The organism is Priestia sp. SB1, from assembly GCF_038898415.1.
This window is the reverse complement of record NZ_JBBJSS010000011.1, coordinates 17,850-30,638: the sequence shown is the minus strand read 5'-3', so window position 1 is coordinate 30,638 and position 12,789 is coordinate 17,850. Positions and strand designations below refer to the sequence as shown.

Below are 12,789 nucleotides of genomic sequence, written 5' to 3'. Positions count from 1 at the left end.
AGTATAATAAATTTTGAAAGTTGTACGACAGATAGATAAATACATACATTAGCGGGATATGGGAGGAATTAAGTGATGATTGAAGCTTTAAAACAAAGCATGTACGATTTAATTGTTGAAACATCTACAAAATTGCCAAAAGACGTTCGACGTGCTATCGCAAAGGCAAAAGCGCGTGAAAATGCAGGAACGCGTGCAGCAATGTCTTTAGCGACCATTACCAATAATATTAAAATGGCGGATGATAACTTATCGCCAATTTGTCAAGATACAGGTATGCCAACATTTAAAATTAAAACCCCTGTAGGAGTGAATCAGCTTCAAATTAAAGAAGCGATTTATTGGGCAATTGAAGAAGCAACAAAGCACGGAAAGCTTCGCCCTAATTCTGTAGATTCGTTAACGGGAGAAAACAGCGGTAATAATTTAGGCGGAGGCACGCCGGTTATTAAGTTTGAACAGTGGGAAAATGACTATATTGATGCGCGTCTTATTTTAAAAGGCGGCGGCTGTGAAAATAAAAACATTCAGTATAGCCTGCCTTGTGAAGTAGAAGGGTTAGGCCGAGCTGGCCGTGATTTAGACGGTATTCGTAAATGTGTGATGCACTCAGTATACCAAGCGCAAGGCCAAGGCTGTAGCGCCGGCGTCATTGGTGTTGGAATCGGTGGCGACCGTACAACAGGCTATGAATTAGCAAAAGAGCAGCTGTTCCGAAACTTAGATGACGAAAATCCAAACGCTCAGCTGAAAGAATTAGAAGAGTATGTAATGGAAAATGCTAATAAGCTAGGAATCGGTACAATGGGCTTTGGCGGAGAAACGACATTACTTGGCTGTAAAGTCGGCGTAATCAATCGTATTCCTGCTAGCTTCTATGTGTCAGTTGCGTATAACTGCTGGGCTTACCGTCGCTTAGGTATTAAAATCAACGCTGATACAGGAAGCGTTCAAGAGTGGCTGTATCAAGAAGGCGAAGAAGTAGATTTTAATAAAAATGCAGGTGCAGAAGAGAAACAAAATGCGGATGAAACAAAAGAAGTTGTATTACAAGCACCTATTACAGAAGAGCAAATTCGTGAATTAAAAGTTGGTGACGTAGTGCGCATCAACGGTATGATCTACACAGGACGCGACGCTATTCATAAACATTTAACAGACCACGATGCGCCAATTGATTTAAATGGACAAATCATTTATCACTGTGGCCCGGTTATGTTAAAAGACGAAGATGAAAAATGGCACGTAACCGCTGCAGGACCAACAACAAGTATCCGTGAAGAACCTTACCAAGGAGATATTATGAAGAAATTTGGTATCCGCGCGGTTATCGGTAAAGGCGGTATGGGTCCTAAAACGCTTGCTGCTCTTCAAGAGCACGGGGGCGTATACTTAAATGCTATCGGCGGAGCTGCGCAGTACTATGCTGATTGTATCAAGAGCGTAGAAGGCGTTGATTTGATGCAGTTCGGTATTCCTGAAGCAATGTGGCATTTAAAAGTAGAAGGTTTTACAGCTGTAGTGACGATGGATTCACACGGAAACAGCTTGCATGCAGATGTAGACAAGTCTTCATTTGAAAAGCTTGAGCAATTTAAAGAACCGGTATTTAAATAAACATACTTCGGGAACGTATGGTAAAAAGTAACGTTCATGAACGAGAAAATTGAGTGGATACTAAGCGTAAAATGACTTCCGAAAGGAGCTTCTTATGCGCCGGTTCACCTTTTTTCTCGTTTTTTTATTCGTGATGTCAACAGGCATAGCATCTGTTGAAGCACAAATGTATCCAAACACTCCGATCAGCTGGGGATTTCAAAAAAGTAAAAATCACAAGCCTGCATCCGCAGGTACAGCTTATGAACACATTCTTGCTAAGTATGATGCGTTTTACCTCGGCGATACAACTAAAAAAAACATTTATTTAACGTTTGATAACGGTTATGAAAATGGCTATACACCGCAGGTATTAGACGTGCTCAAAAAAAGAAAGGTTCCTGCGACGTTTTTTGTAACAGGACACTATTTAAAAGAAGAGCCTAAGCTAATTAAGCGAATGGTAAAAGAAGGGCATATTGTCGGCAATCATTCATGGCATCACCCTGACTTAACTCAAGTGGATGATGCACGTTTTAAAGAAGAGCTGCAAAAAGTAAAAGATGAATACAAGAATATTACCGGTCGTGATGAAATGAAGTATCTCCGCTCACCTAGAGGTGTATTTAGCGAACGAACGCTAGCTCTTTCAAAGCAAGAAGGCTATACGAATGTATTTTGGTCACTAGCATTTGTTGACTGGAAAGTGAATGAACAAAAAGGCTGGCGCTACTCATACGACAATATGATGACTCAAATACATCCAGGTGCGATCATGCTTCTGCATACCGTTTCAAAGGATAACGCAGATGCGTTAGATCAAGCGATTGTGGATTTAAAAAAGCAGGGCTATACGTTTAAAAGCATTGATGATTTAATGAACGAACGTAAACAATTGAAGAAAAGTCCTTCTAAAACGAAATAAAGATAAAAACCGACGGGAATATTTCTTCTGTCGGTTTTTTGCTGTTGAAGTGTTATAATATGCGTTGATGTCTTTTTTAAAGCGATACGGTCCAATAGGTTTTAAGCAGCTAAAGACCGTTAATAACTATATAAAGAATTTAAACTAATCGGAGTTGGTCTCATGAATAAACCAAAAACTGAAATGAAAGTTCAAAAAGGACAAACGTTTCCGTTGACGATAAAAAGACTCGGTATTAATGGAGAAGGCGTAGGCTATTTTAAGCGCCAAGTCGTCTTTGTACCGGGAGCATTACCGAATGAAGAAGTGGTTGTAGAAGCAACAAATGTTCAGCATAAGTTTGCCGAAGGGAAAATCAAGCGAATTCGCAAAAAATCTCCTCATCGCGTAGAAGCACCCTGTCCGATTTACGACCAGTGCGGAGGCTGCCAGCTTCAGCACTTATCTTATGAAGGTCAGCTAGAATCCAAGCGAGATATTGTTCTGCAAGCGTTCGAACGTCACAGTTCATTAAAAAAAGTAGAGGAAAAAACTCGCCAAACGATTGGTATGGAAGATCCGTGGCGCTACCGTAATAAATCTCAGTTTCAAGTCGGCGTGGACAAACAAAAAGTCATTGCGGGTTTGTATGGACTGAATTCTCACCGCTTGATTGATATTGAAAACTGTCCCATTCAGCATAAAGCTACAAATCACGTGACAAAAGAAATAAAACGAATTTTACAAGACCTTCAAATTCCTATCTACAATGAGCGTAAACGCCGTGGAATTGTGCGTACCATTGTATCTCGAGTAGGGTTTGAAACGGGTGAAGTTCAAATTGTCTTGATTACAGCTAAAAAAGAAATTCCGAAAAAAGAGCTGCTGATGAAAGAAATTCAGCGCCGCCTGCCGGAAGTGAAATCACTCGTACAAAACGTAAACGGTCAAAAAACATCGCTTATTTTTGGAGACGAAACGTTTACACTTGCTGGAAAGTCGGTGATTCAAGAAACGTTAGGTGATATCTCATTCGAACTTTCAGCGCGTGCATTTTTCCAGCTGAATCCTCTCCAAACGGTGAAGCTATATGAAGAAGTAAAAAAAGCAGCTGCGCTAACAGGCAGTGAAAAAATCGTAGATGCTTACTGCGGAGTAGGGACAATTGGCTTATGGCTTGCTAAAGATGTCAAAGAAATTCGCGGAATGGACACGATTGAAGAATCCATTGTAGACGCGCGAAAAAATGCCAAAGATCATGGATTTGAACATGCCACGTATGTAACAGGTCCGGCTGAAAAATGGATGCCGCAGTGGGTAAAAGAAGGCTGGAAGCCAGACGTTATCGTCGTTGACCCGCCGCGAACAGGCTGTGATGACAAGCTTCTAAAAACAATTTTACAAGTAAAGCCAAAGAAAGTGGTTTACGTATCTTGTAATCCATCCACATTAGCCAAAGATGTGCAGCAGCTGTCGAAGGCTTATAACGTTGATTACATTCAGCCTGTTGATATGTTCCCTCATACAGCGCATGTGGAGAATGTAGTGAGTTTGACGTTAAAGAAATGAATAGAAAAAGAGTAAAAGAGCAGATTTGATTCTGCTCTTTTTTCTTTGTAATAAGGAGGTCTTTATCACAAGTAAAGGAACAAGGTTTTTATGTAGTATCATATTTCAAATAAGGAAAATAAATGAAACTAATTTCTCCTATTGACAAAGCATCCATCTGGTATTAGAATAAACAACTATTCGACAGTCATTATCTTGATTGAAAAATTTAATACGTAGAAAGCTATGATTGCTATGGATCACACTATAGCAGGAGCAGCTTCTGGAGAGATCGCGATAGTTTCGCGACGCCGAAGGGTTCACAATCTCAGGCAAAAGGACAGAAGAGTACCGGATATTTATTTGGCATGTTACTAATTGGTAGCATGTACCATAATATTTGTTATTCTTATGACCAAGAGATTGGAGCGCATCCAATCTCTTTTTTTATTGGGCTTTATTTTGTAGTCCGCACGATCGCATCAAAGGTTTTATTGTTAGGAGGAGTTAGAGTTGGAACAACGAGAATTAAAGAGGGATTTATCCAATCGTCATGTTCAGCTAATCGCGATTGGAGGAACCATTGGGACGGGATTATTTTTAGGTTCTGGTAAAGCCATACAGCTTGCAGGTCCCTCTATCATCTTTGCTTATTTAATTGTGGGTATTTCGCTTTTCTTTGTGATGAGAGCGCTAGGAGAACTACTGCTGTCTAAAGCAGGTTATCAATCGTTAACAGATATTGCTGAAGAGTATCTTGGACCATGGGCTTCATTTGTCACAGGGTGGACGTACTGGTTTTGCTGGATCATGACAGCTATGGCTGATGTGATTGCCGTTGGCGTATATGTGAAATATTGGTTCAATATTCCTCAGTGGATTCCTGCACTTATTTGTGTAATCATTTTATTAGGACTTAACTTATTAACCGTAAAATTATTTGGAGAATTAGAGTTTTGGTTTGCTTTAATAAAGGTTATTACGATTCTTGCGTTAATTGTTATTGGCGTTATTTTACTGGTAATCGGATTTAAAACAGATGCAGGATCCGTTACGGTTCAAAATCTTTGGAGTCATGGAGGACTGTTTCCAAACGGTGTTTCAGGTTTCTTACTTTCATTCCAAATGGTTATTTTCGCATACGTCGGGGTTGAATTGGTAGGGGTATCGGCAGCGGAAACATCAAATCCCCAAAAAAATATTCCATCGGCCATTAATAAAATTCCGCTGCGAATCTTATTTTTCTATGTTGGAGCGCTTATCGTCCTTTTATTTATTAACCCGTGGATGGAATTGAATGCAGCAGAAAGCCCATTTGTTAAAACCTTTAGTTTAGTCGGAATTCCGCTTGCTGCTGGAATTATTAATTTTGTTGTATTAACTTCAGCCGCTTCTGCTTGTAATAGCGGAATGTTTTCAACAAGCCGTATCTTATATAACTTAAGTAAAAATGACCAAGGGCCATCTACGTTTGCAAAACTGAACAAAAACCACGTACCAAGCAACGGATTGTTTGTATCTACGCTGGTTATCTCGGCGGGAGCTTTGTTAAGCAAACTGATACCAGATCAAGCTTTTGGCATCGTAACAACCATCAGCGCTATTTGTTTCATTTGGGTGTGGAGTATCATTTTGATTTGCCATCTAAGATATAAAAAAACACGTCCACAGCTACATGCAGCATCAACATTCAAAGCACCGTTAACACCATTTATAAACTATGTTGTGCTAGCGTTGTTTGCAGTGATTCTTATTATTATGCTGTTTTCTGATGCGACGCGCCCAGCCTTATTGTTGACACCCGTTTGGTTTATTCTCTTATTTGGTTTTTACGGGGCTAGAAGGAAGAAGAAATAGTAAATGGGTGACCTCATCATTTCGTGATGGGGTCTTTTTATTGGAAGATAAATAATTGATTTCTACTGTATGAAGAAAATGCAGTAAGCAAAGTTTATATAAGAACCCTAAAAAAGTTTTAGCAGAAAATACAGTGAAAAAGCTCATAGTTTTCTGATAGTAATGTAGAACCAAATGCTTTTCTTCTATGTCTAAAGGTGGAATTCTATCATTTACATGGAAAAGTTTTCATTTTGCAGTACAATGGAGGTAGACTTCATTGAATTAAGGTGAACAAACATGAAATGGTTTAAATCTCATACGTTTTGGAAAATCTTCACGATTAATGTGCTTCTTATTTGTACCGTACTGACGCTAATGTTTATAGTTTCAAGAGTGATGCTGCCTAATATTTCTCAAGATCAATATCGACAGGTAACTGATAAAACCGTCAAGAGAATGAAAGAGCAAATTAACATCGTTATTAAAGATATTTGGAGCTTGGGCGACGAGGTACAGCAAGATCCTATTTTTTTATCAGATGATGAACAAGAGATAGACAAAGAACTGCAGAAAATAGTTAATATTTCACCGTATATCGATAGCGGAACCATTTTTAATACAAAAGGGTATGTGGAGCATTATTACCCAGATGATTTAAAGAGTATGAAGCACGTGAACTTAAGTAAAAGAAAATATTTTCAAGAAGCGCTGCGAACTAAAAAAATATATTTAAGCGATGTCGTTTCAGCAGACACAAAGCATTACATTGTGGTGATGGCAATTCCTATTTTGGATGAGCAGCAAAATGTAAAAAAAGTTATAAATTTAGCGCTGCGCATTGAAGAAAATAAAAGCTTTCAATCCATTTTTCAAACGTTCGATATAGGAGAGAACGGCTATACGTTTATTGTAGACCGCAATGGTAGAATTATTTCACACCCTGAGAAACAGAGAATCGGTGAAAATGCCAGGGAAAATGAAATCGTTCAGGAAACGATGAATCATAAATCAGGATATCAGCGCGTTGTGAACACCGAAGGTAAGTACTTCTTTGCGTCATTTGAATATATTCCTGTTTTGGATTGGGGAATTGTCGCTGAATTACCCGTTGAAGAAATTTACAGGCCTTATGAAACGTTTGAAAAAACGCTTTGGACCGTTTCAGGTATTACAATTTTACTGCTTTCTTTTTTTACTGCGTTATATGCAAGGCAAATTGTGAATCCTATTCGTAAACTATATGAATTGGCGGGACAAGTAGCGCGCGGGAATTTTAATCAAAAAATTCCGGAACGAGAAATTGAGCGGGGGGAAATCGGTACTTTATCTAAACAGTTTAATGAAATGATTAGCTATATACGCCATTCTAAAGCAAATTTACAGCAAAAAGAAAATCAGCTGCAGGAACAAAAAACGTTTTTAAGACAAGTCATTGACATTAATCCAAGCTATATTTATGCCATTAATCAAAAAAGGGAGTTCATTCTTGTTAATGAATCTTTTGCGATGCTGCTAGGTGAAAAATCTGATGACTTGATTGGACAACCAATTGATAAATATCAATTCAACCTTCAATCAGATCTTTTATATAAAGGGACGTTTTCAAACTGTACGCAAAAAGGGATGGTATTAGAAGAACAGTTTAAAGATTCGAAAGGAAACCGGCGCTGGGTCGAAACAGCAAAACTTCCTATTATGAATGAAAAACAGGAAGTGATTCAAATGCTGTGCGTATCGACAGATATTACGGAGCGTAAAAAAGCAGAAGAGAAGCTTAGAACTTCTGAGAAGCTTGCCGTTGTAGGAGAACTTGCAGCTGGAGTTGCTCACGAGATCAAAAATCCTTTGACTTCTTTAAAAGGTTTTGTTCACTTATTAAAAGAACAAAATCCCAAAGATGCTTTGTATATAGATATCATGGAAACTGAATTAGAACGAATGAATGGAATCGTAGAAGAATTTTTGATGTTAGGAAAACCTCAGGTTATGAATGTTGAACCCTTGAATATGCAAGCGCTTGTTCAAGAAGTGTGCTCGCTTCTTGAACCTGAAGCAGTAGAAAAAAAGGTAGCTTTCATATTTAAAAGGGATGAGCAATTACCGCAGGTATATGGAGATAAAAATCAGTTAAAACAAGTATTTATTAATATTATTAAAAACTCTATCGAAGCAATGCCTGAAGGAGGGGGTATTCATATTACGATTAAAGCAAAAGAAAACCACCTTTGGCTGCAGCTTGCTGATGAAGGGCAAGGTATTCCTCCTGAACGGTTAGCGAAGATAGGTGAGCCTTTTTATAGTACAAAAGAAAAAGGTACAGGTTTAGGGCTGATGGTCAGCTATCGGATTATTAAAGCTCATCATGCGCAGATGACATTTTCTAGTCAGTTAAATCAAGGAACAAGTGTGGATATATTGTTTCCAATCATAAAAAAGTAGGGGAAGTTCCCCTACTTTTTATTATTATACTTATAATATATCAAAAGCTTTCATGTTACTAAAACAAACGAAAGTGCTAAAGAAGATATCCACAGGTTAACAAGAAGTTAACTGCTGAATTGTATAGGATATTCACAACTTTATCCACATTATTCACATTTTTTCAGAAAATTTACATAAAAATTACCCACTGTCATTTCAAGTTATGAAAGCGGTAATATACATATCTGATAAAGTTATGCACATTATCCACATAATTGTGGGTAAACTTTGTGGATATAGTAGATTATTAAAAAATCGTAAATCATACGCATGAAATCTTCGCGTTATTATCTTTACATAATATAAAACGTCCTTCCGATACACAGTGTACAGAAAGGACGTTGGGATGATCAAGCGTTGGATAGAGATGTTTTGCCTCAATTATTTTTTCGTGTAGCCGCCTGCACGGTCTGCTTTTTTAAACTCGCGGCCGTAATAGATTTCTTGAGCGCTACTTAACGTATTTTTTGCGTTTTCTTTTCGTTTTTTTTCAGACATAAAAAAACCTCCAATTAACGTTTTTCGATCATGCTACTTATTTTTTCCAGAATCTCTCGTTTTTAATCATAAAAAAAGCTCTCCGTGTAACGGAGAGACTCTTACGCTTCTTTAAGCTGGTGATCTTCTTGAACGTCTTGTTCGTGACGCAGGTAGTATAATGTATACAAGTCTTTTGGAATTTCGTATAAATCATATACGTCTTCATGTTGATTAATTTCATCGTATAAAGCTTTGTGTGTTTCATTCGCAAGTACTGCATAAGGCAGTTTTTCGGCAGCCTTAATAGACCTGATGTTGATTTTGCGGATTCGCATAAAAATTCGCTCTATATTTAACTCAAAGAACAGTTCATTAAAGAACGCTTCTTTTGCAATTTGATTATATCCTTTTCCGTGAAACGGTTTGCCAAGCCAAGTGCCTAAAAAACCAGCTTGATCCTGTACATCAAATAAATTAATGGTGCCGATAGGGTTACCCCATTCATCTAAAATCGTGCGAGAAATAATTTCTCCATGATCTTCTGCTTCCATCGTTTGTTTAGTCACAAATAAAAATTCTTCATAGGAATGGGCTTTATGACGAACAAAAGGGAAGACATCAGGATGTACCATGAGTTCGTATAGAGATTGACAGTCATTTAGGTCACGTTTTTTTAACATAACTTTTCCCTCCTGATCGAGGGTATATACAGACTCCAATCAAGTCCCCACCCTCGAAATTTTTTAATAATTAAAAAAATTTCGGGGTGGGAATCGAACCCACTAGAACCAGTTACCTGGTGGCGCACCATTTGCCTTCCCATTACAAGTCAACAAACATAAAAAGTCAACGTGTGATGTTTATGCTTTTGTGAAATTCACATGCTTCTAAACGTATCATACTAAAAAAAATAAAAAAAGAAAATAGGTAAAATGTTAATTTTTTTTAAATAATATTTTACCATCTATCATGGTGAAAATAGGCTTTGCTAAGTAGTGAAAGGGATGATGGCTCCATAGCACTAAATCAGCGTCTTTTCCTGCTTCGATACTGCCGATTCGATGATCAATACGGAGATTCCGAGCAGCAGTAATCGTGATGCCTTCTAATGCTTTTTGCTCTTCGAGTCCTTCACGTACGGCAATGGATGCGCAAATATTTAAATACTGAATAGGCGTATAAGGATGGTCCGTTGTAATGGAAACTTCTACTCCTTCATTGCAAAGAGCTTGATAGGTTTTCCACGTTTTATTCTTAAGTTCAACCTTTGAGCGGCGTGTTAAAGTTGGACCTACGCTCACTTTTAAATTTCTTCCACCCAGCTCTTTAGCAATTAAATGGCCTTCTGTACAGTGCTCAATACGGACGTCTAAATGAAATTCATCTGCTAAGCGAAGAGCTGATAGAATATCATCGGCTCTATGAGCATGAATCCGAACTGGAATTTCTCTATTCAGTGCTTGAGTGAGAGGTTTGATGCGCAAATCATCTTTGTTGTCACTGCTTGCTGCGTGATAAAAGGCTTCTCGCAGCATCCCCATAATACCCATTCGCGTAATCGATTCTTTATTGCCGTGGCTGTGAATTCGTTTTGGATTTTCTCCTAGCGCAATCTTAAGTCCAGCTGTCTCTTGAATTAACATTTGAGAAATGCTTGTTCCAGCTGTTTTAATAACGGAAGTTGTGCCTCCAATCACATTTGCACTTCCTGGCATAATGTGTACAGACGTAATACCCGCTTCAATGGCATCTTTAAACCCAGGATCTAAAGGATGTACACTGTCAAAAGCTCTGATATGTGGAGTCATAGGTTCAATGGTTTCGTTAGCATCATTCCCGGCCCAGCCGGTTCCTTCATCATATAATCCTAGATGTGTATGAACATCAATAAATCCAGGGAATAAATAACGCTGTTTGCAGTCAATGACTTCTACTCGAAGAGGTGGCTGCAAGTTTGGCCCAATTAAAACAATTTTTCCATCTTGAATGAGCACATCACTATTATAAATAGGTTTTGACGTAATAGGATAGAGCGTTGCATTTTTTAAGAGAATGGTTTTCATAAAGTTACTCCTATCTATCGGCAGCTTAGTCACCTGTTTTAGGGAAATAACAGAAAATAACTAGAGTAAATCTCGCAATGCATCTTCTAATACAGTATATGTAAAAATGTAATTCTGTTGAATCAATTTTTCAGGTAAAACGCGCTGTCCCTTTAAAATAATCATACTCATTTCTCCCATCAGCAGCTGAAGGCCAAAGCTAGGTACGGGCATCCAATGAGGACGATTCAACACTTTTCCAATCGTCTTTCCAAACTCTTTCATTTGAACGGGATTTGGGGCAGTGACGTTAACAGCTCCCTCTATTTGTTCGGTATGAATACAATAATCAATGATCTTCACGACGTCTTGAAGATGCACCCAAGACATCCACTGTTCTCCGGAACCGACTGTTCCTCCTGCAAATAATTTATAAGGAAGGGCCGTAGAAGGAAGTGCTCCGCCATCTTTCCCTAATATAACGCCGAATCTTGTTAAGACAGTACGAATATTGAGTTCCATGGCTTTTAGCGCTTCATTTTCCCACTTTTTTACCGTTTCAGCCAAAAAGTCTGTCCCGATCGATGGAGAAGCTTCTGTGAACGTTTCTTTCGTTGATGTCCCGTAATAACCAACGGCGCTTGCATTTACATAAAGTGACGGTTTTTCGGGTAAAGAAGCCATAATGCGAAGAATTTCTTGAGTAGAAGAAAGGCGACTTTCCACGATGGCTTTTTTGCGTTCGTCCGTCCAGCGGCCGCTGTTAAGTGAAACGCCAGCTAAATTGATAAAAACGTCTGCTCCTTCTACATGCTCTTCAGGTTGGCTGTTTTCTTGCATCCACTCTACATATTGAAGTTTCGGATCTCTTGCAGCTTTATCTGCATTGCGTGTTAAAATATATACATAATGTTTTTGTGTTAAAAAATGTTTTGTTAAAGCTTTACCTACGAATCCAGTTCCTCCAGCAATAACAATTTTCATACGAAATTCCTCCTTTATTGAAATAAATAAAAACGTGTATGATACGTTTGGCGGTTCTTCAGCCATCAATTTAAATAAGAAATATGAGGTGAAGGTTAATGCCTGTTGTCACAAAGATCACAACGCAAAAGAATAGCGGTGAACGTTATAATGTGTATTTAGATTACGGTAAAGGTGAAGAGTTTGGCTTTGGTGTTGACGAAAATGTCCTCATCAAATATGACTTAAAAAAAGGTCGTGAGCTTGATGAATTTGAATTAACGGAAATTCAGTATGCAGATGATGAGAAAAAAGCTTATAATTTAGCGATCATTTACTTATCTTATCGAATGCGCTCTGAAAAAGAGGTACATGATTATTTAAAGAAAAAAGAAATTAACTCTACTATTATTCAACAAGTTATTCAGAAACTAGTCAGCCACCGTTATTTAAATGATGAAGAGTTTGCCAAAGCATTTGTGTTAACTCAGATGAACACGACATCAAAAGGACCAAATGTGATTCAAAGAGAATTAAAAGAAAAGGGGATTTCTGATTCCATTATTACCCTTAGTTTATGTGAATACCCTGAAGAACAGCAAATTCAAACTGCTGTAAAATTAATTGAAAAGTTAAAAGGGAAATACAAGAAATTATCTCAAGTGATGATGAAACAAAAAATGGAACAAGCATTGGCAGTGAAGGGCTATTCGTTTTCTGTTATTCAAGAAGCATTTCAGCTAACGGATACAGAAAAAGAAAGTGATGAGGTTTGGGAAGCTCTGCAATATCAAGGAATGAAAGCTCATCGTCGTTTTTCGAAGTATGAAGGCTGGGAATATCAGCAAAAAATGAAGCAGGCTCTTTATAGAAAAGGATTTTCCATTGAACAAATTCAATCATTTCTAGATTCTATTGAAGAGGAATAGAGCCAGG

Annotated in this window: 10 protein-coding genes and 1 riboswitch; of the genes, 6 read left to right on the top strand and 4 right to left on the bottom strand. The window is 38.1% G+C overall.

Annotated elements, in window-relative coordinates; translation table 11 throughout:
* The first annotated feature begins 75 nt into the window (after positions 1-75).
* The 5 genes from WKH56_RS30660 (at position 76) to WKH56_RS30640 (ending at position 8,326) form a co-directional block, all read left to right on the top strand.
* The gene (locus WKH56_RS30660) at positions 76-1,617 is read left to right on the top strand and encodes a fumarate hydratase (RefSeq protein ID WP_098627107.1); all 1,542 of its coding nucleotides are present in this window, start codon (positions 76-78) and stop codon (positions 1,615-1,617) included.
* A gap of 94 nt (positions 1,618-1,711) precedes the next feature.
* Complete coding sequence (gene pdaA / locus WKH56_RS30655) at positions 1,712-2,521, top strand: delta-lactam-biosynthetic de-N-acetylase (protein WP_165635413.1); 810 nt, start codon at positions 1,712-1,714, stop codon at positions 2,519-2,521.
* Between the two features lie 162 nt (positions 2,522-2,683).
* Complete coding sequence (gene rlmD, locus WKH56_RS30650) at positions 2,684-4,069, top strand: 23S rRNA (uracil(1939)-C(5))-methyltransferase RlmD (protein WP_275211692.1); 1,386 nt, start codon at positions 2,684-2,686, stop codon at positions 4,067-4,069.
* A 252-nt stretch (positions 4,070-4,321) separates the two neighbouring features.
* A riboswitch (glycine riboswitch) is annotated at positions 4,322-4,402 on the top strand.
* A gap of 159 nt (positions 4,403-4,561) precedes the next feature.
* Positions 4,562-5,905: an amino acid permease gene (locus WKH56_RS30645; RefSeq protein ID WP_221831900.1), complete on the top strand. Its 1,344-nt coding sequence runs from the start codon at positions 4,562-4,564 to the stop codon at positions 5,903-5,905.
* Positions 5,906-6,184: 279 nt separating this feature from the next.
* Positions 6,185-8,326: a PAS domain-containing sensor histidine kinase gene (locus tag WKH56_RS30640; RefSeq protein ID WP_063248461.1), complete on the top strand. Its 2,142-nt coding sequence runs from the start codon at positions 6,185-6,187 to the stop codon at positions 8,324-8,326.
* A 423-nt stretch (positions 8,327-8,749) separates the two neighbouring features.
* On the opposite strand, the gene WKH56_RS30635 is transcribed toward WKH56_RS30640, so the two are convergent.
* The 4 genes from WKH56_RS30635 to WKH56_RS30620 all read right to left on the bottom strand — a co-directional run bounded on the left by WKH56_RS30635 (position 8,750) and on the right by WKH56_RS30620 (position 11,874).
* The gene (locus WKH56_RS30635; RefSeq protein ID WP_013055148.1) at positions 8,750-8,866 is read right to left on the bottom strand and encodes a YfhE family protein; all 117 of its coding nucleotides are present in this window, start codon (positions 8,864-8,866) and stop codon (positions 8,750-8,752) included.
* A gap of 101 nt (positions 8,867-8,967) precedes the next feature.
* Positions 8,968-9,528: a GNAT family N-acetyltransferase gene (locus tag WKH56_RS30630; protein ID WP_013055149.1), complete on the bottom strand. Its 561-nt coding sequence runs from the start codon at positions 9,526-9,528 to the stop codon at positions 8,968-8,970.
* A gap of 255 nt (positions 9,529-9,783) precedes the next feature.
* The gene (locus WKH56_RS30625) at positions 9,784-10,911 is read right to left on the bottom strand and encodes an amidohydrolase (protein ID WP_033580772.1); all 1,128 of its coding nucleotides are present in this window, start codon (positions 10,909-10,911) and stop codon (positions 9,784-9,786) included.
* Between the two features lie 60 nt (positions 10,912-10,971).
* Positions 10,972-11,874, bottom strand: coding sequence for a TIGR01777 family oxidoreductase (locus tag WKH56_RS30620; protein ID WP_098999468.1), 903 nt, complete (start codon positions 11,872-11,874; stop codon positions 10,972-10,974).
* 98 nt (positions 11,875-11,972) lie between these two features.
* Between WKH56_RS30620 and recX the strand changes: the two genes are divergently transcribed.
* Positions 11,973-12,782, top strand: a complete 810-nt coding sequence (gene recX, locus WKH56_RS30615; protein WP_014461833.1) for a recombination regulator RecX — start codon at positions 11,973-11,975, stop codon at positions 12,780-12,782.
* The last annotated feature ends 7 nt before the right edge of the window (positions 12,783-12,789 follow it).